Below are 21,168 nucleotides of genomic sequence, written 5' to 3' on the forward strand. Positions count from 1 at the left end.
CGCAGCCTGCCCGGTCTAGTCAGGCTCAAAACGACAAAGGCGGCCCGATCCAGCGGCCGCCTTTTTTATCTCAAACGTTGAAACGCCAAAGCCCCGAGGCGATGGAGCGCCAGACCTCGGCGCCCTCCCGCCCGCTTACTGCGACTCTTCGGCCCACACCGTGTTGTCGCGCGCCATCAAGGCCGTCGCCGCTGCCGGACCAAACGTGCCGGCGGAATAATTGCGCGGCCGCTCGCCCGATTTCTTCCAGCCATCCAGAATCGGCTCCGCCCATGCCCATGCCGCTTCGAGTTCGTCGCGGCGCATGAAGTGCGTGAGACGCCCGCGCACCACGTCGATCAACAGACGCTCGTAGGCTTCCGCGCGACGCTCCGTGAAGGCTTGCTGCAGGTCGAGGTTCAGGTTCACCGGCAGCATATGCATGCCGCTGCCCGGCTCCTTGGCCAGCATCTGCAACTGGATCGATTCTTCCGGCTGCAACTGGATCACGAGGCGGTTGCCGTATTTATGCGGACCGCTCGGGATGATCGAGAACGGCAGCTCGGAGAACTCGATGACGATCTCCGAGATTTTCTTCTGCATGCGCTTGCCGGTACGCAGATAGAACGGCACATTGGCCCAGCGCCAGTTGTTGATCTGCGCCCGCAGGGCGACGAAGGTTTCGGCACGGCTGCTGGCCGGCACGTTGTCTTCTTCCAGGTAGCCCTGCACCGCTTCGCCATCCACGGCGCCGGCGGTGTACTGGCCGCGCACGGTGTCGCGGGCGATGTCTTCCGGTGTCATCGGACGCAGCGAGCGCAGCACCTTGAGCTTTTCGTCGCGCACGGCATCCGGGTCGAGCGAGACCGGCGGCTCCATGGCCACGATGCACAGCAGCTGCAGCAGGTGGTTCTGCACCATGTCGCGCAGCGCGCCGGTCTTGTCGTAGAAACCCGCGCGAGTGCCCACGCCGACCGTTTCCGCCACCGTGATCTGCACGCTCTTGATGTACGGCGCCTGCCACAAGGGCCCGAAAATCGCGTTGCCGAAGCGCAGCACCATCAGGTTCTGCACCGTTTCCTTGCCGAGGTAGTGGTCGATGCGGTAGATCTGCGCTTCGCTGAAATGCCGGCCCACGTCGGTGTTGATCTCCTGCGCCGACGCCAGATCGTGACCGAGCGGCTTTTCCAGCACCACGCGCGCATGCTCGTCGATCAGGCCGGCAGCCGCGAGGTTGTCGCAGATGTTGGTGAACAGATCGGGTGACGTGGCGAGATAAAACACGCGCCGCGAGCCTTCGCGCGAGACTTCCTTCAGCCGCTGATAGTCCTCCGCCGAATCGACGTCCATGCGCACGTATTCGAACATCGCAAGGAATTTGTCCCACGAGGCGGCGTCGAAAGCCTTCTTTTCGATGAAGGGCTTCGCCTTCACTTCCATGAATTCGCTGACGTACTCCTCACGCGACCACGGCTTGCGGCCAATCGTGAGAATGCGGGTTTCCGGCGGCAGGTTGCAGTGCAGATGCGCCATGTAGAGTGCGGGCAGCAGCTTGCGGAACGAGAGATCGCCGGTGCCGCCGAAGATGATCATATCGAGCGGCAAGTCTGGGGTGGCAGAAGCGGTTTGGGTAATCATGGCGCGATGTCACCGTCGTGAAAGGCGTCGCTAAAGGCAACGTGAAAGGGCAAAAATGCCGTTGCCGGCATTCTCTGGCAAACGCCTATGGTGCAACGTTTTCGGATTGTTTGCACGTCGCGTGCGGTCGACGGTGTAGAAAAACTACAGGTTTATGCGCCTTGCAAGGCCGCGCGGGCCACCCGGCAGGCGGCCAGATCCCACGCCGCGCAGCCGACGCTCTTGAATAGCACGGGCGTGCCGGCCGCAGGCCGTGGCGCGCTGCCGTCCAGCACGGCGGCGATGCCGGTCACGCTCGTCCAATCGACGCCCGCCTGGATGAAGTCGCCGGCTTCGTGCTTCGCGCCGGCCGGATCGTCGACATAGAGCGCGCTGCCGTGCACGGTGTGCGCGCCGAGTTCGAGCATGGCGGGCGTGAACGCGCCCACGCCGATCACGAGGCGCTCCGCGCGCGGCGCTTCATCGTAGACCGCCTGCTTGCTGGTGGTGAGGGCGATGACCACGTCCACGGCATCCGGCACCTCGGCTTGCGCGAGCGGCCGGAGTCTGGATGCCTTGTGAAGATGCGCGGCGCAAAACGCTTCGGCCTTCGCCGGCGCGCTGCCCTTCACCCAGATAATGGCTTCGGGAAACAGTTCGCTGATCGCCTCGGCATGGTTCGCCGCCTGCGTGCCGGTGCCGATCAGCAGGAATTCACGCGGCGCCGCCTTGCCGGATGCGCCGCCCTTGAAGGTCTCCACGCCGAGCATCGACATCGCCGCCGTGCGCCTTCCGGTGACAGTCGGGCCGTCGAGGATGAACAGCGTCGCGCCGGTGTCGGCGTCGAAGCCCATCACCTGGCCGTGGATCGTCGGCAAGCCGCGCGCGCCGTTGGCCGGGCAGACGTTGACCAGCTTGTGGATACCGAGGTCGGGCGCGGTGGCCGGCATCGACAGCATGATGCCGCCCGCGTTGAGCGGCACGACCAGCCGCTCGGGGCTCACGATGCGCTGCCGGGCGTAATCGACGGACGCCGTTTTCAGCGCCTCCACCAGCGCCGCGTAGGGCGTGAGATGCGCGGTCGCGGCGGCGTCGAAGATCTGCGTGGCCAGGTGGGTCATAAACGAAAGTCTCCTGCGACGTGTGCCGCGTTAGCGCACCAGAAAGCCATACGTTAGCGGATCGCGTTCGTCGACGATCCAGTTCGCGAAGCCGCAAATATGGGCGTCGCCCTCGATTTCCGGGATCACCGCGTCGAAGCGGTCGAGCCTGGTTTCGGACAGCACCCGGCCACGGAAAATCGTGCCGATCACCGATTCGTTGACGAGCGTCTCGTCGCGCCCCAACTGGCCGCGCAGATAGAGCTGCGCGACCCGGCCCGCGGTGCCCGAGCCGGTGGGCGAACGGTCCACTTCACGGTCGGCAAAGACGCAGCAATTGGCCTGCGTGGAGCCCGGATGACGCGGCGCGTTGTCGATAATCGTGCCGTAAACATGATTGATTTCGGGGATGTGCGGATGGACCACCTTGACCGCTTCGTTGGCCGCGCGCTTCACTTCGGCGCCGAACTGGATCAGGCGATCCACCTCCGCTTCGCGCACGTTCAAGCCGAACGGCTTACCCGATGTATAGAAATAGAACGCGCCGCCGAAAGCGATGTCGCCGGTCACCTCGCCGAAGCTCGGCGTGCTCACCGTGACGTCGCGCTGCCAGATAAACGACGGCACGTTGACGAAGCGCACGCGGCCCGCGTGATCGCCATTCCATTCGACAAAGGCTTCGATAAAGCCGCATGGCGCGTCGATACCGACCCGCGTTTCCGGCTCGGTACGCTCGATCCACCCGAGCGCCACGGCGGCGGTGGCAAGGGCAATCACACCGTGGCCGCAATGGTCGCTATAGCCCTCGTTGTGCACGAAGATGATGCCGAAGTCGGCGCCTTCGCTGACCGGTTCGGTCAGGTAGCCGCCGTACATGTCGGCATGGCCGCGCGGCTCCAGCATCAACGCGCGGCGCAGGTGATCCTGATGTTCCTTGAGCCACGCGCGGCGCTCGACAATGGTCTTGCCGGGAAACTTCGGCAAGCCGCTCGTGACGATGCGAAACGGCTCGCCGCCCGTGTGCACTTCGACCGTGCTGATGACGCGGGTCAATTTCATAGCGCGTGACGCCCCTCTTGCATACGCGGGGCGACCGCCGAAAAATCCTTCCTGCACCGCATGCCGTCGTCTCCATCTGGTCACCGAAGTGACGCAGTGTATCAAGCCTCTGTGTAACTCCGGCGCGCGGCACGTTCCTCCGCTCTAGTTCGAATTCGAACCTCCGTCCGAAGAATCGCCGCTCTTCTTGAACATCTTCTGGCAGGCGGGGCTCAGTTCGCTCACATGCTGCTTCATGCAAGCCGTGATCTTTTCCTTGTTGGGAATTTCCGCGCTGCAAAAATGCATTGCGTCGCTGCGGCAGGCTTTCTCCTGCTCATCCTGGGTCGCGGCGTGCGCCTCGCCGATCGTGAGCAGCGTCAGCAGGCTGGCGGCGATCAGGGCTGGGTATCGGTTCATATGGGCTCCGGTTAGCAGGTGGATCAATGGCCCGATACAAGGGCATGGGAGCCATGCCGCCCAGGACGAAACAAATTTTTGCTGCACTGCACACCGCGATTTTTGACACCCCTACAATGGGTCAACTTAGGTATTTACCCTTATCTACCTTGATGGGTGCCGCGATGTCCAGCCAAACCGTTTCGTCCCGCATCGTCTCCGCCACTGCCGGCGCGCGGGGGTCATCGTTGAAGGCAACGATTAGCCGCCTCGCGCGCCTCATGTGGCGTTCCAACGAGCGTCATAGCCTGTATCAGGTGATGCTGGCGGCCGGTCATCAAGACGCATCGACGGACGCTCCCGTCCACGACTCCCTTCAAACCGGCCAGCACTGATCAGCAGCGAAGCGCTCGCTGCCCAGCCATTTCTTCAGCAGAAATCGGACCTGAGAGACAGACCGGCGCGCACCCGATGCAAGCCCGTAGCGCCGCGCTGACGACCGCTTTCAGGAAGCGGGACGCGTGAGCGTCAAACCGCGCCCGGCGTAAAAGCGCGCGACCGTAGCGAACGGCAAATAGGCGTCGCTCTGATACGGCGCGACGCCGGACGGATTGTGAAACCAGACACCGTGTGCATCGCGCCCATGCAGCAGGATCAGATGACCGCCGCGCGCCGTATTCGGCGCATCCGGGCGACGGATTTCCGGGCTCACCGAAACGATCGCCAGCGTCCTGCTATCGATGCGCGCCGCGATCTCTTCGAGCGGCGTCTCGGGCAACACCTCCACCTGCAGGCCGAAAGCCGCTTCGGCCCAGCTGGCGAACGGCCGGTAAATCAGGCCGTCGACGCCGCCGTCTTCACGCATGCGGTACACCTCGTGGCGTAACGCTTCGTCGAGCAAGGCGGCGCGCGGCGCATGCTCGATGCCCCAGTAATCCAGCGCCGACTCGAGACACGTCAGGCCGCACAGACGCTGCGCCCAGAAGCGGTAATGATCGCGTCCGGTGAAGCCGCTGCGTTGCCACGCCGGATCGTCGCAGGGATCGGCGTCCCGTTCGACGATCGGCTGCACCCACTCGGGGCTGCCCCATTGCGAGTAATACGGCACCCCGTTATGGCGAATCAAGGTTTTGTCTGTCATGAATGAGAGAGATAGTTGGAACGGCGTTGCAGGCACAACTCTGCCAGATTGACCGGACACTTGTCGCGTCGAATTGCGCCGTGGCTCTCATAGAAGAAAAGACCGGCCGCCTCAAAAGACCACAAAGGAACACATTTCATTACAGGTCGGAGGCGCTTTCCCCGCTAAAATACGCAACACGCATCGGGCATGACCCATGCGTGGAATTGGCTGGAACAGCCCGATCGGGCGAACTTCGGCATCCTCGCGGCGGCGCCATAAAAGCAGCAGCGTGAGCTTTTTTTGCTGTACATTTGCTCTCCCGCGCGCGGCCGGTCGGCTCGCAAAGGAGGCGGTGCGCCACATCGCTATCAAGCCTTTTCGCGTCCCTCACCCGATACCATTTAAAACGACGGACCTTCACGTAGCATGGCCAACGAAGCAACCTCACCTGACTCCATCGCAGTCGCGGAACGCGTGCGTGAGTTGATGAGCCGTCACGGCATCGGCAAGCGGCAACAGACCACGGAGCTGTGCCGCATTCTCGACCTGAGCTTTTCTCAGGGACACCGCAAACTGCGCGGCAATAGTCCCTGGACACTATCGCAGATCAAGAAAGTCGCCGAGGTGTTCGGCGAGCCCGCAGCCCAACTGTTCGGCGCGCAATCGCTCGATCCGGGCATGGTGGGCGCCATCGCCCAGGAGGCGGTGTTCTCGGTCGGCGGCATCGAGCTTGCCTGCACCGCGTGGGTGGGCGCCGCGCTCGAACCCGGCAGCCGTCCGGAATTCGTCGCCTACTCGAAAATGGGACAGTGGCGCGTCACGCGTCATGACAGCGCGCTTTTTCAGAGCGCGTTCGAAGTACACAAGATCGAGATTTATCCGCGCCGCTCGGAAGCCGACAAACCGCTGATCGCGGTAGTCGACGACGACCAGGCCTCGGCCGACAATCTGCGCGATTATCTCGAGCGCAGCGGTTTCGCGGCGGTGGCGATCTACGGACTGGGCGCGTTCGACGAGCAGTTGCAGACCCAGGTGTTCGACGGCGTCGTCATCGACTGGCTGTTCGGCAACCAGACTTCGGCGGCGGCGATTCGCGCCGTGCGCGCCTCGGAAAATCCGGACGCGCCGGTGTTCGTGCTCACGGGCGAACTGCTGACCGGCAAGGCCAGCGAGTCGGAGATCAGCGAGATCATTCGTAATTACAACGTGGCCTGTTATGAAAAACCGGCACGCATGGCGATTCTGGTTGCCGATCTCTCCAAGCGCCTGCACCGGGCCTGATAAAGCTGACGAACGCCGCTGCCGTCAAGCGAGACTGCGCGCCGCCAGGGCGCGCTGCAAAGTCTCGCGCAACTGCTCGTAATGAACCGGTTTCACCAGATACTCGAAGAATGGCGTGTCGGATGGCGGCGCTTCCGCTGCATACGCGCTAATGGCGATCACCGGCGCGCCCGCGGACGGACCGCTGCGCGCGTTGAACTCGGCAAAGAAGGCATAGCCGTCCTGATCGGGCATGTGCAGGTCTAGCAGCAGCGCGTCGCAGCGATGCTCGTCGAGCCATGCAAGGGCATCTTTGGCGTTGGCAAGCGCGCTTGCCTCGTAGCCCATGTGCGCGATCATCTCCAGCAGCGAGTCACGAATCAGACTATTGTCGTCGACGATCAGCACGCGCGAACGGCCGCCTTCGTGGGCGCTCGCCGCTTTCGTGTCAGGCTGCCTGGCGGGCTCGACCGGCCCGACGGGAATCGTCACGTTGAAGGTCGTACCCTCGCCGACCTTGCTCTCCACCGAAACGCTGCCACCGAACAGCTTCAGTAATCCCTGCACGATCGCGAGGCCCATGCCGGCACCCTCGAAGCGCCGTGTGCGCGAGCCGTCGAGCTGGGTAAACTCCTTGAACATCAGCGGCAGTTGCCCAGGCGGCACGCCGGGCCCGGTGTCGCTCACCTGGATGGTCAGCAACGCCAGCCGCTGCACCAGCCGCACCTTGACCGCGCCTTTCTCGGTATAGCGAATCGCGTTCGTCACGAGGTTGCTGACAATCTGGCGGATGCGGTGCGGGTCGGAGTCCACCGGTCCGGTCAAGCCGCTCGCCTCACTGGTGAGCGACAGCCCGCGCGCCGCAGCGGCCGGCGCGTGCTCGTCGACGATCGACGCCAGCAGTTCGCGCGGCTCGAATTGCTCGTAGCGCAGTTCGAGCTTGCCGGCGCCGAGGCGCGCGTAATCGGTAAGGTCGCGCATCTGCGCTTCCAGATGACGCGCCGCGCTTTCGAGCCGCTGGATCACCTTGCGGTCAGCTTCGGACTGAAAGTTGAAACCAAGCAATTCGATCGACGACACGATCGCGTGCAGCGGCGTGCGCAACTCGTGGCTGATCATGCCGAGAAAAGCGTCTTTCGCGAGACTCGCCTCGCGCGCGGCGCGGGTGGCTTGATGCTCGGCGTCGAGCGCGGCGCGTTGCTGGCGGATCAGGCGGCTGCGGCGGCGGCCATTGACCACCAGCAGCAGCGTGGCTGCGGCGGAGAGCAGCAACAGCATGAGGCCGGCGGCGAACAGCATGCGCCGCTTGTCCATGAAATCGCGGGTCAGCGCCTCGCGGTCGGCAACGTCGGCAAAGCGCCGGCTCAAGGCCAGATCGTTGACCTCCTGCCAGTGCGAGCGCAGCGCGGCGACGATGTGGTCGGCCTGGGCAGGATCCCGCGGCAACGCTTCGAAATTCGGCTCGAGCTTGTCGAGGGTGTCTTCGAGCGTGTGGATCTCGCCCTGCTGACGCTGCAGCAAGGCGAGCTGATCGGTCAGCATGCGCGTCGAGCCGGCCATCACGTGCAGCTTCGATTGCAGCACTTCGTAGCTCAACTGCAGGCGCGGGTAATCGACATCGGTGCCGCCACGGTACAGCAACAACTGGTTTTCGAGGCGCCCGTAGGCGATCTGCAACTGCGCGGCGTCCCAGTAAAAGCCGTCGTAAGTGCTGGTCAGCAACTGCGTGGAGCGCGGGTTCAGCAGGTTGGCATACAGCAGATAGCCGATGGCCCCGACCGGCGCGGCGAGCGCGGTCACCCACACCGCCGCGAGCAGCCAGCGCCGCCGCCGTGGCGGCATCACTTGACGATCAGGTCTTTGATTTGCCATACCCGTTTCGAATCCGCGGGGGCGGCCGAGTGTTCTTCCGGCCATGCGTCGCGCGGATAGATAGATGAGAAACAGCGGTCCCAAGCCGCTGACCTTTAAACGCTTGCCTTTGATGCCATACGCAACGATTACGCCGCGGCGATGGCAGTCCGCCACCGCAGCCTGGCGTGATTCATTCCTTGCCGTCCGCCAATCGCAGATGCTGCGCCGCACGCTGCGAGGCCACCACGATCAACTTCATGGTCGCGCGCGTGGCGCCGACGAACAGCTTGCGGGCGCTACGCTCGTCGAAACTGTCGAAATCCACCTCCGTCAGAATCACGCAGGGCGCGGACTGCCCCTTGAAGCGGTAGATCGACTCCAGCAGCACGTCGCCCTCGCGGTACTCCGGGTTGCCGAACAGGTCGTACTTGCCGGTGAAGCTACGCAGGCGGTGCGGGCCGAGCTGGTCGAGCGCGCTCAGCGCCGAGCCCTCGCGCCCGCGAAACGACAGCACCGCGATGTCCTGCTTGCGAAACCCCAGCGAGAGCGCCTGGGTAATGGCGCGCTTGGTGGCGTCGATGCAGCCTTCGGCCGCATTCGCCTCGTCGTAAGTCGAGAGCGACAGATCCGAGCCGTCGAACGGACTGCCCGACGACAGCGCCGCCGCCAGCGGCACCTCGCCGCCCACCACGTCGCGCACGAAATCGAGAATGTCGCGCGGACTGCGGTAGTTGGTGGTTTCCTTCAGCGTGGTCCAGCCCGGCAGGTCCACCGGCTCGCGCATATACAGGTTCTGCAGCGGGTCTTCGAGCCACCACCACGCCGCACCCGGCCGCAGCAGGCGTTCGAGCGCGCCGACCCACGGTTGCTGGAAGTCCTGCCCTTCGTCGACAATTAAAACGTCGAATTGCCAGTGCGCCTCGATAGGTGTGTCGGCAAAGACCCGTTCAAGCTGGACGAAGATGTCCGCGGCCTGGAAGTCCGGCGTGCGGCCGCCGTCGCGCGCAATCCAGTCGCACAACTGATGATAGTTCGCCACTTTCGCTTCGGGCGGCGCCACCCGCGCGATATGGTCGGCGAGCGGCCGGTTGAAACACACATACAAGGGCCGCTGGCCGCGCGCCACCGCATCTTTCATGACCTGCACGGCCAGTTGGGTCTTGCCGGAACCCGCCGTGCCGGCCACCCGTAGGCGAAACGGCGTGAATTCGAGCCGCCGCGCCCAGGTGGCGAGGCCGCCGGCCAGCCGCGTGACGAGCGTGCCCGCCTGGCCGACCAGGGCGCTGGCGTCGGGCGACAGCGCCAGTTCGTCGGCGAGAAAGTGGTGAATCTTCGCCGCGCAGGCCAGCCGCGGCTCGTCGGCCGGCAAGGCCTCGCGGATGATCGCAGCGAGCCGCTCCTTGCGCGTGGCGTCGACGATCCGCGCCGGATTCACGCCGGCAATCGCCGCATCCTTCACGACGTGGTCCGGGCAATACAGCAATTCCTCGATGAAATAAGTACCCGCGCCGAAAGCCGCGGTAAAGCGCCGGTGCATACCTTCGATGGTGCGCGCCAGCGCGATTGCCACATTGCGCTCGGTCTGCATGTGGACCTTGACGAGCCCTTTGGGCGTCTCGCGCAGAAAGCCGGTTTTTTGCTCGACGATCATCACGCGCCCCGAAGGGCTGACGATCACGAAATCGGCTTCGCCGAACACCGAGAAGCCCTGGTTGAGCCGCGTCCAGTGGACGCCGTGGTACACCGTGTAGTTCTCGGGCAAGGCGGTTTCGAGCAGCGCCAGGGTTTCGCGCTCGCGAGCGGCCGCACCGGCGGCGGCGAGATTTTTCCAGTCGTCAGGGACAATGCGGGCCATGCGGTGCCTCGTCGTCTTCAGGTGCGCCCATTGTACGCAAGCCCTATGCATTGCCGGCATCGGCCAAACGGCTAATGGGTAATTACAAGGTGGTTCGTGTATCGTTACTGGTTGAACGCCGCATCTCGCATGCGGCTTGCCAACCCAGTAACAAAGAGGATCTGCCGGATGATTACGATCTGGGGACGCGCCAATTCGGTCAACGTCCAAAAAGTATTGTGGTGTTGCGACGAACTCGTGCTGCCGTATGAGCGTATCGACGCGGGCTTGCAGTTCGGCCGCAACAATGAGCCGGAATATCTGGCGATGAATCCGAACGCCCGCGTGCCGACGCTGGTCGACGGCGATTTCGTGCTGTGGGAATCGAATTCGATCCTGCGCTATCTGGTCATGCAATACGGTCCGGCGAGCCCGCTCTACCCGCCGGAGCCGCAGCAGCGCGCCAGCATCGACCGTTGGCTCGACTGGTCGTTGTCCACGCTGCAGCCGGCCGAGCGGCCAGTATTCTGGGGCATCGTGCGCACGCCCGCGGCCGAGCGCGATGCCGGCAAGCTCGCCACCGACCTCGCCGCCGTCAACGTGCTGTGGAAACTGGTCGACACGCATCTGCAAGGCCGCTTCTTCCTCGAAGGCGAAAAGTGCACGCTGGCCGATATCGTGATCGGCGCCTTCGCCAAACGCTGGTTCGGGCTGGACGGCGTCGAGCGGCCCTCGCTGCCGAATCTCGAACGCTGGTATTCGCGCCTCGCCACGCGCACGGGTTTCAAGAAGTACATCGATTTCCCGCTGACCTGAGCCCGTCGCAACGCTGCTGTCAAACGTCTGTCCTGATCCGAACGATATGACCATTACGCTCTATGCCTGGGGCACGCCGAATGGCCGCAAGGTCAGCGTCGCCCTGGAAGAAATGGAACTGCCGTACAAGGTGGTGCCGGTCAACATCGGCGCGCGCGAACAGTTCCAGCCCGACTTCCTGCGCATCAGCCCGAACAACAAAATTCCGGCCATCGTCGATCCAGATGGCCCGAGTGCGGCGGGCGTGTCCAGCGGCGGCCCGATCAGCGTGTTCGAATCGGGCGCCATCCTGCTTTATCTCGGCGAGAAAACCGGCAAATTCCTGCCCGCCAGCCTGCGCGAACGCGTGCCGGTGCTGGAATGGCTGATGTGGCAGATGGGCGGCTTCGGACCGATGCCCGGCCAGGTGCACCATTTCGCCGCGCTCGAAGCGGAAACCGACCGCCGTTACGGCCTCAAGCGCTTCTCCGACGAAACGCGTCGCCTCTATGGCGTGCTCGACCGGCGGCTGGCGGAAGTGGAATTCGTCGCCGGCGAACTGTCGGTAGCCGATTTCGCGATTCTCGGCTGGGCGTGGCGGCACGAACGGCATAAGGTCGACCTCGCCACCTATCCGAACGTGCGGCGCTGGTACGAAGCGCTATTCGCGCGTCCCGGGGTACAGCGCGGTTTTGCGGTAAAACTCGACAGCCTATGACAGAGCAAGACCACCCAGCACCAAAGATGGATCAGGACATCGCGAGCACGCTCGCCACGGCGCAGCAGCATTTCACGGCGGGACGCCTCGCCGAAGCGGCGGACCTGCTGCACGGCATCCTCCAACTGCAACCGGAACACGGCGAGGCGCTCGAAGGGCTCGGCTATATCGCCGCCAAACAGGGTGACCACGCGCGCGCCGCCGACTACGTGACGCGCGCGCTGCAACTCATGGCGGCGTCCCCCGACCAGGTCTACTTCGCTGCGCACGTCTGCCAACTGGCGGGCCGCCATGCCGAAGCCGTCGCGCTGTACGAGCGCTGTCTCGAACGCCTGCCCGATCACGTGCAGGCGCAGCACGGCGCGGCGTTGTCGCTCGTCAAGCTCGGCGCCAACGAGCGCGCCCTGCGCTACTTCGAGCGGCTCACCACACGCCACCCGCAACTCGCGGAAGTGCATTACAACAAGGGCAGCCTGCTTGGCACGATGGGCCGCTACGAGGAAGAACTCGCGGCGTATCGCAAGGCCATCGCCCTCAAGCCGAATTTTGGTCAGGCATATGTCAACGTGGGCGTGGCGCTGCGCGATCTGCACCGTTTCGACGAGGCTTTGCAGCAGTTCAGGAAAGCCCTTTCGATCGATCCGAACGACGCCGGCGCGCGCACTAATCGGGCGCAGACCAATCTGCTGCTCGGCGAATTCGAGCACGGCTGGCGCGAGTACGAATGGCGCTGGCGCGTGGGCAACATCCATCACGGCTTCGACGACGCGACGCTGTGGACCGGCGCGCAAGCCATCGCCGGCAAAACGGTGTTCGTGCATAGCGAGCAGGGCTTCGGCGACACCCTGCAGTTCCTGCGCTTCACCGACCGGCTGAGCGCCGCCGGCGCACGCGTGGTGTTGCGGGTGCAGGACGCACTGCTGCCGCTGCTAAGCGGTTATCCGGGCGTGGCCGAAGTAATCGGCGAACACGCGCCGGTGCCACCGTTCGATTACCACTGCCCGACGATGAGTCTCGCCTTCGCGCTCAAGGTGCGCGCCGCCGATCTCGCCGCAACCGTGCCTTATCTCAGCGCCGACCCAGCCCACACCGCGCAGTGGAACACGCTATTCGAGAAGAGCGAAGACGAAGGCGGTAACCGCGCTCGCCGGCCACGCGTCGGCATTGTGTGGTGCGGCAACCCCGGGCATGTCAACGACCACAATCGCTCGATCCCGCTGGAGCAACTCGCCTCCTTATTCGACGCCGACGTGACCTTCGTCTCGCTGCAAAAACTGGTACGTGAAGGCGACCGCGCGAGCTTCTCCCCGCTCGTGCAACGCGGCGCGCTGCTGGACGTGGCAGAGCGCCTCGGCAGCTTCGCGGACACGGCCGGGCTGATCGCGCAACTGGATCTGGTTATCGCCGTGGATACCGCCGTCGCCCATCTGGCGGGGGCGCTCGGCAAGCCCGTCTGGATTGCGCTGCCGTTCACACCCGACTGGCGGTGGCAACTCAACCGTAGCGACAGCCCGTGGTATCCGGGCGTGCGCCTGTTCCGCCAGGCGGTGCGCGGCGACTGGTCGAACGTGACGCAAGATATCCGCGCGGCGCTCGACGCCTTGCCGCGCCCGGGCTGACGCGAATGGACGCAATGGTCGCGACGGGCGCCGTCACAACCCTGCCCCATAAACCGGCAATTAGCCCCCGCCACGCCGAACCGCGATGGACCTTATAATCTGCTTATGAAGAATGCAAAGTCCTCCGCGGTCGCCGAAAAAGCCGCCCTTGTCCAAACCGCCGCTCACGAGACTGCGCATGCTCACGCGCACAATCACGAGCATGGGGAAGGGCACGATCACGGGCCAAGCCGGGCAGCTTCGCCGGAAGCCGCGCTGGTGCTGGCGGAGGAATATTGCCGCGAACGCGGCGAGAAACTCACGCCAATCCGACGCAAGGTGCTGGAACTGCTGCTCACTTCGGGGCGCGCCACCAAGGCGTATTCGCTGCTGGACGACATGCGGCAGATTCACCCCGGCTCGGCGCCGCCTACGGTCTATCGCGCGCTCGACTTCCTGCTTTCGGCAGGGCTTGTGCATCGGATCGAATCGATCAACGCGTTCACCGTCTGTCACGATCTCACGCAATGCCAGCATGGCATTCTGGTGGTCTGTCAACAGTGCGGCAATGTAACTGAACTGCATCAGCCGAAGCTGCGGCAGGCGCTGGTGGCGCAGATCGAAGACGCGGGCTATCGGCTCGCCAGCGAGGAAATCGAGCTGAAGGGCTTGTGTGCCGCGTGCCAGGCACTTGAGGCCGAGGCTGGCGCAGTCAAGGCGACTGCCGACGGCGTCTGATTCCGCATTCGCCAGGCCGATTCCTTAAACAACGCGACGGCACGACCCGAAGACGCGGCAAACGCCGCTCCACCCTCTGCTTGAGCTAACACTCAAGGGATCGACGGCGCATCGCAACACAGCGGGCAATGCCCCGTCACGTCAGGCGGACCGCGTTTAGCCGGCAGCGCGGGCGTCGATGGCGTCGTGCAGCAGATTGACCAGTTCGTCCGGTCGCGCCGGCTTGGTCATGAAATGCTGGAAGCCCTCGCCGATGCTGCGCAAGCGGTAGGCGTCGTCCGTGTGGCCGGTGAGGGCCACTGCCACCGCCGGCGAGTGATCGCCGCGAATCTCGTGATCGCGCAGCCGCTGGATCAGGTAAAAGCCATCCATGCAAGGCAGTTCGATATCGCAAACCACTGCATCGGGTAACAATCGCAGCGCCGCTTCGACGCCCTCTTCCGCATCCGCCACTGCGACGACATGCGCGCCCTCCGATTCAAGCAACAGCGTCAACGACTCCCTGCTTTGCAGGTCATCTTCGACGAGCACGATCGTTGCCTGATCGAGTCTCAACACTCCGTTCATTTTTACGTTGTTGCTAAAAAGCAGGTTAGGCCCGATAAGGCGGCCATTGTATCGCGCTCCGCCCCGCGAGCCTCTTGATGTTGCCGGATGGGCAGCCGCCGGTTGGGCAGGCGCCGTCCGCAAGGTCCGAGCGGGTTTCGTGCGACGAGTTGCAATCGTCCGGTTACTCCAACGCCAGGCGGGTTCGCCGTGCTGCTGTCACTAGCCGCTGCCGCGACACGGCTCCTGCATCCTGGTGTACCCGCAAGTCACATGCATGAAAGCGGCCGCCGGGCCTCTTTCGCATGCCTGCAAACGTGGCCTTCCGGCCGCCGCGCCTGCGCCTCGCTCCCGTGGGCCTTCCCTCATTAGCACGCGGCGTGCCTTGCCGCTTGCGCTCGCCTGAATTCCAGCGCCCGGTTGGCGCCGGAAGCGCCGTCGCGCGGGGCCGCAAAGACTGGTCCCCAAACGCGGCTTCGCGTTTCGTGAGACCTCATATGTTCTGCCGGGAACCCACGTCCACGCACCGTCAATGGGCAAAATTTGCCAGGCGGCGCGCCGTTTTTTGCCGACCTGACTTAGGTGTAAACGATGACCTCAAAGCGCGACTAATTTCCCGGCGCGGCGACCCGCCGGTGCTAAATTTCGATCCAGGCGAAGACCGTGGAGGAGCATCCGGCATGAAGATCAAGAAGGCCATCGACCGTATTCCTGGCGGGCTGATGCTCGTCCCCCTGCTGCTCGGCGCGTGCGTGCATACCTTCGCGCCGCACGCCGGCAAGTTCCTCGGGTCCTTCTCCAATGCGCTGATCACGGGAACATTGCCGATCCTCGCCGTATGGTTCTTTTGCATGGGCGCCAGCATCAGCCTGAAGGCGACGCCCGTCGTGCTGCGCAAAAGCGGCGTGCTGGTCGTCACCAAGGTGTTGACGGCGGCCGTCGCGGGTGTGATCGCCTCGCACTTTCTGCCGCCGGGCGGCATCACCTCGGGCTTTCTCAGCGGACTGTCGGTGCTCACCGTGATCTGCGTGATGAACGAAAGCAACGGCGGTCTGTATATGGCGCTGATGCAGCAATACGGCACCCGCGAGGAAGCCGGCGCGTTCTGCCTGATGTCGCTGGAGTCCGGACCGTTCATGACCATGGTGACGCTCGGCATTGCCGGGCTCGCCAGCTTTCCGTATGCAACCTTGCTCGGCGCGCTACTGCCGTTCCTGATCGGTTTCGCGCTCGGCAATCTGGACAGCGAGTTGCGGCAGTTCTTCGGCCAGGCGGTGGCCGTCATGGTGCCGTTCTTTGCGTTTGCACTTGGCAACAATCTCGACTTTCGCGTGATTCTCGATACGGGGCTGCTCGGCGTGCTGATCGGCATCTGCGTGATTTGCGTGACGGGGACGACGCTCGTGCTGGCCGACATCTTCCTCGCGCGCGGCAACGGCACGGCAGGCATCGGCGCGGCATCGACGGCGGGCGCGGCAGTGGCCGTGCCGCAGATCATCGCCGGCATCGAGCCGCGCTATGCGGCCGTCGCCCCGGCCGCGACCGCGCTCGTCGCGACCTCGGTGGTGGTGACCTCGCTGCTCACGCCGATCCTCACCGCAGTCTGGGCGCGCGGCTGGGGCGTGCTTTCGCCCGACTATCTGGACAGGCATCCCGCTGCGGACGACTCGCCTGCATCGCCCCCTTCGCCCGATTCTGCCAATTCGCCACCCGAAAATCGCGAAAGCCGCCACAATCACGAAGGCCACCACAGTCACGAACTCGAGCCCACGCTCCATCAACCGCTGAAGTAGTGGCGTCTTTCAACCCTATTGCCATCCGATAACACCTGATCTCACGATGCACGAACTCGATCCCGCTACGCTCGAAGCCCTCCGTCACGTCAGCACGGCCACGCTCACCACGCAGTTGTTCAAGCGTGGCTTGCGCAACACCTTCATGCAGGGCGTCGCGCCGTTGACGCCGCCGGGCGGCGCAAACCTGGTGGGGCCCGCGTTCACGCTGCGCAATATTCCGGCGCGCGAGGACATCGACGTTCTCGAACTGTTTGCGAATCCGGAATACGCACAGCGCAAATGCGTCGAAACGATTCCGGCCGGCTCTGTGCTGGTGCAGGATTGCCGTGGCGAGCGCAATAGCGCGTCGTTCGGCTCCATCCTCACGCAGCGCCTCCAGGTGCGCGGTGTCGCGGGCATGGTGTCGGATGGTCCGGTACGTGACAGCACCACCATCGCCGCGCTCGGCCTGCCGGTGTTCTGCGCCGGCGCGAGCGCACCGCCGAATCTGCTGCGCCACCACGCAATCGATATCAACGTGCCGATCGGCTGCGGCGGCGTCGCCGTGTTCCCGGGCGACGTGATCGTCGGCGATGCGGACGGCGTGGTCGTGATTCCCCGCGAGATGGCCGATGACGTCGCCAGGGCGTCCGCCGAACAGGAACAGCTGGAAGAGTTTCTGACCGAACGGATTCGCGAAGGCGCGGCGCTGCCCGGCACGTATCCGCCGAACGACGTGACCAAGGCGGCTTACGAAGTGTGGAAGAAGGCGCGTAAGGCGTAATCCTCCAGGTTGTCAGTCAGCGGCGTGTTGCGAGACGAGTTGCCGACCTGTTTGCCGCCAGGTCTGCTGCTCCGGTCGCAACCAATTTGCCAGTCCGGATTTGCGAATCGTTCACAGCGGATTTGCAAAATCAGCCGCTGATCTTTCCCCGCGCGAGCCTTCTCAAGGCTCGCCCTCGCGCTACCGCGTATTTCCGCATGTTTCCCCGCGTTACCAGCCGGTCATATTCGCGCCGCGCGGAAAACCACGCTCTTCCCGCCGCACTGTAATGTCCGGCCGCGCCACCACGCCACGCCGCGCCAATCGCCTTACAGATCCGGTGTGGACGGGCTCGTCACTGCTTCCAAAATGTTTATCGGCGTAATACGGTGGAATATCCGCGCGTTGTCGCGGGCGCCGGGGTCGGCTGTAATGACTCGACCCTGCATTCCCGGCGCCGGCAAGCGAACCTCGCGGCGCGGTGTTCTGCCCTCGCAAACCGGCCCTTGGCGGCAAGCTGTCACGCACGCCCTAGCCCTTTCATTTTCCCGCCGGGCACGACAAATTGGCTGACGCACAGAATCCCCAGACCGCATCCGCCAGCAGCGACGCGGCTGTTCACGCGAAAGGCGTCATCGATCCGCAGACGGACGTCAGCGACGACGAAGCCGCGGCCATCGCGCAGGCCGCGCTAAAAAGCACGATTGTTCACGTCAGCCGCCAGACGCTCACGCAAAGCGGCAATGCCATTTTCCGCGTGCAACTGGCCGATGGCCGTGCAGTCGCCGTGCGCGTCAATCCACGCCGCGGCATGTTCAGCTTCACGCAGCACAATTTCGACGCGCTGCGCGAACTCGGCTTGCCGGTGCCGCGCGTGCTGGCTTCCGGGACGACGGCGAGGCAAGGCTCGTTCATCGTGCTCGAATGGGTACCCGGCCGGGATCTGCAATACGAACTGGCCGGCATGTCCGCGCCGCAGATGACGCGCATCGCCGAGACGGTCAGCGATTACCAGAAGCGCGTCGCGGCTCTGCCCGAAAGCCGCGGTTTCGGCTGGGCGCCGGTTCGCCGCCACGCGAGCACCGCGCGATGGACCGACATTTTCGGCCAGACTTCCAATGAGGAACCGCGCGACGACGCGCCCGCGCTCGACCATCTCAGGGCTCGCTTGCGCGCGATTCGCCGCTCCGTCGAGCCCTACTTCGCTTCGTTGCGGCCCATCTGTTTTCTGGACGACCTCACGGTCAAAAACGTGCTGGTCGAGCATGGCGATCTGCAGGGCATCATCGACGTCGACTTCGTCTGCTATGGCGACCCGCTGATGGCAGTCGGCACCACGCTCGCTCACATTGCGGCCGACGTCGGCGAGGAAGGTCGTTTCTACGGCGACGAACTGATCCGCTGCGCGGCGCCCTCGCCCGACGCAGAGCGCGCCATCTACTTCTATGGCTCGCTGTGGATGACGGGTTTTCTCGCCGCGGCCGAGGCTGCTGGCGACGTGCAACGCGCCACGGAACTGATGACGGCAACCGACACCATGCTGCGCGCCGCCGAGTCCGGCCTGCACATCTGAAACGAAGCCGGCGGGCTAGCGCGTGTCGCGCTGCGGCCCCAGGCCGTGCACGAGTAGCGCGACGGCATGCCGGGCAATGTCGTCCGGCGTCAGACTGCGCCGCACCGGATCGTTGCGCCACATTTTCGATGTCGCCAGCGGCAGGATCGTCAAGCCCAGCAGCGTGAGAAATACCAGCGACGGTTCCAGTTCCGCGTTCACCCGCCCCTCTTTCTGCCACTGCTCGATCCGCGCCAGCGAAGCCTTGTGATGCGTATGGCCGAAGCGCTCGTGCATACGTTGACGCAGCAGGCCCCCCTCGCTGATCACCTCGCGGACCCACAACGACGGAAACCACGGATTCTCGACCGCCACCGCCACCATCCCGCGCGCCAGTTGCGTGATCGCGGCAATCGGGTCGTCGGGATTGGCTTCGAATGCGCCGCCAATCGCCGCGCGAAGCGGCAGAAAACGCTCGTCGATCAGCACGTCGAGCAACTGGTCGCGCGTCTTGAAGTAGTAATGCACCATCGCCGACGTGAAGCCGGCCTCGCGGGCGATCGCGCCAAGCGTCGTATCGACGATGCCCTGGCGCGCGAACAGCGCAAGCGCCGCATCGAGCAGCCGCTCGCGCTGTTCGGGGCCGCGCGCGCTGCCGCTCGGGCGGCCGGGGCGCCGGGCGGCGGGAGATTTTGCCGCTGCAGGGGCAAGCGCGGCCGCAGCCCCGCCGGCGTTGACCCGTGCTTTGGCGCGTGATTTGGCTCCTTTCGGCGGCCGTTCATCGGACGATGCTGAAGTCATGTCCTTACCATTTGACCAATGATGAGATGTGGCATATATTAATCTCCACGTTAATTAATTTCAAGACACATTTAATACGTGTCCCTCATGCTCAATAGGTCCCCATTCATGGATCAACGTACCACTGCCCCAGCGGAAGTCACGGCCGCGGCGGACCATCCGCCGATCCGGCTGCTGTTCCCGGCCCTGCTGCTGGTGATGCTGCTGGCCGCGCTCGACCAGACCATCGTGTCGACGGCGCTGCCCACCATCGTCGGCGAACTCGGCGGCCTCGCCAATCTGTCGTGGGTCGTCACCGCTTACCTGCTGACGTCCACCATCGTGGTGCCGCTCTACGGCAAGTTCGGTGATCTGTTCGGCCGCAAGATCGTGTTGCAGGCGGCCATCGTGCTGTTCCTCGTCGGCTCCGCGCTGTGCGGAATCGCACAGAACATGACGCAACTGATCGTGCTGCGCGCGCTGCAGGGTCTCGGCGGCGGCGGCCTGCTGGTGGTCACCATGGCCGCCATCGCGGACGTCATTCCGCCGGCCGAGCGTGGCCGCTTCCAGGGCGTGTTCGGTGGCGTGTTCGGCCTTGCCACGGTAGTCGGCCCGCTGCTCGGCGGCTTCCTGGTGGAGCATCTGTCGTGGCGCTGGATTTTCTACATCAACCTGCCGCTCGGCCTGCTCGCGCTGGTCGTGATCGGCGCGGTGTTCAAGCCGCGCGCCGCGCATATCAGGCACACCATCGACTACATGGGCGCCGCGTTTCTGGCGGGCGCGCTCACCTGCATCATCCTGTTCACGAGTCAGGGCGGCACGATTCTGCCGTGGTCCTCGCCGCAACTGTGGTTCACGCTCGTGATGGGCTTGGTGTGCATTGGCGGCTTTATTTACGAGGAAAAACGCGCCGTCGAACCGATCATGCCGCTCGAACTGTTCCGGCAACGCACGTTTTTGCTGAGCAGCCTGATCGGCTTCATCATCGGCGTTTCATTGTTCGGTTCGGTGACGTTCATCCCGCTTTATCTTCAGGTGGTCAAGGGCTCGACACCTTCGCAAGCCGGCATGCAGATGCTGCCGATGATGGGCGGCTTGCTGGTGATGTCGGTGATCACCGGGCGCGTGATCAGCAAAATCGGCAAATACCGCATGTTCCCGATTGGCGGCACGTTCCTCGTGGCGGTGGCGATGACCCTGCTCGCGCGCCTGCAAATCTCCACGCCCATTCATGTGATGTATCTCTACATGGGTCTGCTCGGGCTCGGACTCGGCATGGTGATGCAGGTGCTGATCCTCGCCGTGCAGAACACGGTGGAGTTCCGGCATATGGGTGTCGCCACGTCGGGCGCAACGTTATTTCGCTCCATTGGCGGCTCGGTCGGCGTGGCGGGTTTTGGCGCGGTCTTTTCGAATGGTCTCGCGTCCCGTCTGCAAAGTCTGATTCCGCCCGATACGGAGTTGCCTCACTCGCTCGGTCCGGCTGCCATTCATCAGTTGCCTGCAACGTTGCGCGAGGATTATCTGCAGGCTTTTGCCGGCGCCCTGCACACGGTCTATCTGTCGGCCTCGTGCGTGGTCGTGCTGGCGTTCCTGCTCGCCTGGCTGCTTAAGGATCATCCGCTGCGCAAGCATTGAGCGCGTCGTGTGCGAAGCCGGGTTCGACAATGACCGGCCTCGCCACGCGTTTCATCCGATC

The 21,168-nt window shown here is 64.2% G+C and carries 18 protein-coding genes and 2 pseudogenes; 10 read left to right on the plus strand and 10 right to left on the minus strand.

Going from position 1 to position 21,168, the window contains the following annotated elements; all coding sequences use genetic code 11:
* Positions 1–135: 135 nt before the first annotated feature.
* The 4 genes from zwf to FQ755_RS15140 form a co-directional block, all read right to left on the minus strand.
* A complete protein-coding gene (zwf, locus tag FQ755_RS15125) occupies positions 136–1,617 on the minus strand; it encodes a glucose-6-phosphate dehydrogenase (protein WP_144155498.1) in 1,482 nt (493 codons plus the stop codon).
* Positions 1,618–1,769: 152 nt separating this feature from the next.
* On the minus strand, positions 1,770–2,717 hold the full coding sequence (gene lhpI, locus FQ755_RS15130) for a bifunctional Delta(1)-pyrroline-2-carboxylate/Delta(1)-piperideine-2-carboxylate reductase (protein ID WP_144155500.1): 948 nt from the start codon (positions 2,715–2,717) through the stop codon (positions 1,770–1,772).
* 30 nt (positions 2,718–2,747) lie between these two features.
* A complete protein-coding gene (gene lhpH / locus FQ755_RS15135) occupies positions 2,748–3,755 on the minus strand; it encodes a trans-3-hydroxy-L-proline dehydratase (protein WP_144155502.1) in 1,008 nt (335 codons plus the stop codon).
* A gap of 144 nt (positions 3,756–3,899) precedes the next feature.
* A complete protein-coding gene (locus FQ755_RS15140; RefSeq protein ID WP_186308537.1) occupies positions 3,900–4,154 on the minus strand; it encodes a hypothetical protein in 255 nt (84 codons plus the stop codon).
* A gap of 26 nt (positions 4,155–4,180) precedes the next feature.
* Between FQ755_RS15140 and FQ755_RS15145 the strand changes: the two genes are divergently transcribed.
* On the plus strand, positions 4,181–4,528 hold the full coding sequence (locus FQ755_RS15145; protein WP_144155504.1) for a hypothetical protein: 348 nt from the start codon (positions 4,181–4,183) through the stop codon (positions 4,526–4,528).
* Positions 4,529–4,638: 110 nt separating this feature from the next.
* Here the strand turns inward: FQ755_RS15145 and FQ755_RS15150 are convergent, their stop codons facing one another.
* The gene (locus FQ755_RS15150) at positions 4,639–5,274 is read right to left on the minus strand and encodes a C39 family peptidase (RefSeq protein ID WP_144155506.1); all 636 of its coding nucleotides are present in this window, start codon (positions 5,272–5,274) and stop codon (positions 4,639–4,641) included.
* A gap of 408 nt (positions 5,275–5,682) precedes the next feature.
* On the opposite strand from FQ755_RS15150, the gene FQ755_RS15155 reads away from it, so the two are divergent.
* A complete protein-coding gene (locus FQ755_RS15155; RefSeq protein ID WP_144155508.1) occupies positions 5,683–6,537 on the plus strand; it encodes a helix-turn-helix domain-containing protein in 855 nt (284 codons plus the stop codon).
* 24 nt (positions 6,538–6,561) lie between these two features.
* Here FQ755_RS15155 and FQ755_RS15160 read toward each other — a convergent pair whose 3' ends face one another.
* The 3 genes and pseudogenes from FQ755_RS15160 to FQ755_RS15165 form a co-directional block, all read right to left on the minus strand.
* Complete coding sequence (locus FQ755_RS15160; RefSeq protein WP_144155510.1) at positions 6,562–8,388, minus strand: hybrid sensor histidine kinase/response regulator; 1,827 nt, start codon at positions 8,386–8,388, stop codon at positions 6,562–6,564.
* Positions 8,358–8,544 (minus strand): annotated as a pseudogene (locus FQ755_RS38140) (oxidoreductase); the annotation flags it as partial. The pseudogene FQ755_RS38140 and the gene FQ755_RS15160, both read right to left, overlap by 31 nt.
* A gap of 16 nt (positions 8,545–8,560) precedes the next feature.
* Entirely contained in the window at positions 8,561–10,225 is a 1,665-nt protein-coding gene (locus FQ755_RS15165) for an ATP-binding domain-containing protein (RefSeq protein ID WP_144155512.1), read from the minus strand.
* A gap of 168 nt (positions 10,226–10,393) precedes the next feature.
* On the opposite strand from FQ755_RS15165, the gene FQ755_RS15170 reads away from it, so the two are divergent.
* From FQ755_RS15170 to FQ755_RS15185, 4 genes are all read left to right on the plus strand, one after another.
* A complete protein-coding gene (locus tag FQ755_RS15170; RefSeq protein ID WP_144155514.1) occupies positions 10,394–11,020 on the plus strand; it encodes a glutathione S-transferase family protein in 627 nt (208 codons plus the stop codon).
* A gap of 46 nt (positions 11,021–11,066) precedes the next feature.
* Positions 11,067–11,717, plus strand: coding sequence for a glutathione S-transferase family protein (locus tag FQ755_RS15175; protein ID WP_144155516.1), 651 nt, complete (start codon positions 11,067–11,069; stop codon positions 11,715–11,717).
* A 26-nt stretch (positions 11,718–11,743) separates the two neighbouring features.
* Entirely contained in the window at positions 11,744–13,336 is a 1,593-nt protein-coding gene (locus tag FQ755_RS15180; protein WP_144155518.1) for a tetratricopeptide repeat protein, read from the plus strand.
* A gap of 105 nt (positions 13,337–13,441) precedes the next feature.
* The gene (locus FQ755_RS15185) at positions 13,442–14,053 is read left to right on the plus strand and encodes a Fur family transcriptional regulator (protein WP_144155520.1); all 612 of its coding nucleotides are present in this window, start codon (positions 13,442–13,444) and stop codon (positions 14,051–14,053) included.
* Positions 14,054–14,209: 156 nt separating this feature from the next.
* Here FQ755_RS15185 and FQ755_RS15190 read toward each other — a convergent pair.
* A pseudogene (locus tag FQ755_RS15190) lies at positions 14,210–14,667 on the minus strand (response regulator).
* A 612-nt stretch (positions 14,668–15,279) separates the two neighbouring features.
* On the opposite strand from FQ755_RS15190, the gene kdgT reads away from it, so the two are divergent.
* The 3 genes from kdgT (at position 15,280) to FQ755_RS15205 (ending at position 18,710) form a co-directional block, all read left to right on the plus strand.
* The gene (kdgT, locus tag FQ755_RS15195) at positions 15,280–16,392 is read left to right on the plus strand and encodes a 2-keto-3-deoxygluconate transporter (RefSeq protein WP_144155530.1); all 1,113 of its coding nucleotides are present in this window, start codon (positions 15,280–15,282) and stop codon (positions 16,390–16,392) included.
* A gap of 46 nt (positions 16,393–16,438) precedes the next feature.
* A complete protein-coding gene (locus FQ755_RS15200; protein ID WP_144155532.1) occupies positions 16,439–17,158 on the plus strand; it encodes a ribonuclease activity regulator RraA in 720 nt (239 codons plus the stop codon).
* A gap of 544 nt (positions 17,159–17,702) precedes the next feature.
* Entirely contained in the window at positions 17,703–18,710 is a 1,008-nt protein-coding gene (locus FQ755_RS15205) for a phosphotransferase family protein (RefSeq protein ID WP_144155534.1), read from the plus strand.
* A 15-nt stretch (positions 18,711–18,725) separates the two neighbouring features.
* Here the strand turns inward: FQ755_RS15205 and FQ755_RS15210 are convergent, their stop codons facing one another.
* On the minus strand, positions 18,726–19,490 hold the full coding sequence (locus tag FQ755_RS15210) for a TetR/AcrR family transcriptional regulator (RefSeq protein ID WP_144155536.1): 765 nt from the start codon (positions 19,488–19,490) through the stop codon (positions 18,726–18,728).
* Positions 19,491–19,598: 108 nt separating this feature from the next.
* Here FQ755_RS15210 and FQ755_RS15215 point away from each other — a divergent pair, with 108 nt between their 5' ends.
* Complete coding sequence (locus FQ755_RS15215; protein WP_144155538.1) at positions 19,599–21,107, plus strand: MDR family MFS transporter; 1,509 nt, start codon at positions 19,599–19,601, stop codon at positions 21,105–21,107.
* Positions 21,108–21,168: the final 61 nt, after the last annotated feature.

Source organism: Paraburkholderia sp. BCC1885 (genome assembly GCF_900996235.1).
Taxonomy (GTDB): Bacteria; Pseudomonadota; Gammaproteobacteria; order Burkholderiales; family Burkholderiaceae; genus Paraburkholderia.

Excerpts from the sequence above, each read along its gene's own strand:
- zwf (WP_144155498.1), bottom strand. The coding sequence starts at position 1,617 with ATGATTACCCAAACCGCTTCTGCCACCCCAGACTTGCCGCTCGATATG.
- lhpI (WP_144155500.1), bottom strand. The coding sequence starts at position 2,717 with ATGACCCACCTGGCCACGCAGATCTTCGACGCCGCCGCGACCGCGCAT.
- lhpH (WP_144155502.1), bottom strand. The coding sequence starts at position 3,755 with ATGAAATTGACCCGCGTCATCAGCACGGTCGAAGTGCACACGGGCGGC.
- FQ755_RS15140 (WP_186308537.1), bottom strand. The coding sequence starts at position 4,154 with ATGAACCGATACCCAGCCCTGATCGCCGCCAGCCTGCTGACGCTGCTC.
- FQ755_RS15145 (WP_144155504.1), top strand. The coding sequence starts at position 4,181 with ATGGCCCGATACAAGGGCATGGGAGCCATGCCGCCCAGGACGAAACAA.
- FQ755_RS15150 (WP_144155506.1), bottom strand. The coding sequence starts at position 5,274 with ATGACAGACAAAACCTTGATTCGCCATAACGGGGTGCCGTATTACTCG.
- FQ755_RS15155 (WP_144155508.1), top strand. The coding sequence starts at position 5,683 with ATGGCCAACGAAGCAACCTCACCTGACTCCATCGCAGTCGCGGAACGC.
- FQ755_RS15160 (WP_144155510.1), bottom strand. The coding sequence starts at position 8,388 with ATGGCAAATCAAAGACCTGATCGTCAAGTGATGCCGCCACGGCGGCGG.
- FQ755_RS15165 (WP_144155512.1), bottom strand. The coding sequence starts at position 10,225 with ATGGCCCGCATTGTCCCTGACGACTGGAAAAATCTCGCCGCCGCCGGT.
- FQ755_RS15170 (WP_144155514.1), top strand. The coding sequence starts at position 10,394 with ATGATTACGATCTGGGGACGCGCCAATTCGGTCAACGTCCAAAAAGTA.
- FQ755_RS15175 (WP_144155516.1), top strand. The coding sequence starts at position 11,067 with ATGACCATTACGCTCTATGCCTGGGGCACGCCGAATGGCCGCAAGGTC.
- FQ755_RS15180 (WP_144155518.1), top strand. The coding sequence starts at position 11,744 with ATGGATCAGGACATCGCGAGCACGCTCGCCACGGCGCAGCAGCATTTC.
- FQ755_RS15185 (WP_144155520.1), top strand. The coding sequence starts at position 13,442 with ATGAAGAATGCAAAGTCCTCCGCGGTCGCCGAAAAAGCCGCCCTTGTC.
- kdgT (WP_144155530.1), top strand. The coding sequence starts at position 15,280 with ATGAAGATCAAGAAGGCCATCGACCGTATTCCTGGCGGGCTGATGCTC.
- FQ755_RS15200 (WP_144155532.1), top strand. The coding sequence starts at position 16,439 with ATGCACGAACTCGATCCCGCTACGCTCGAAGCCCTCCGTCACGTCAGC.
- FQ755_RS15210 (WP_144155536.1), bottom strand. The coding sequence starts at position 19,490 with ATGACTTCAGCATCGTCCGATGAACGGCCGCCGAAAGGAGCCAAATCA.
- FQ755_RS15215 (WP_144155538.1), top strand. The coding sequence starts at position 19,599 with ATGGATCAACGTACCACTGCCCCAGCGGAAGTCACGGCCGCGGCGGAC.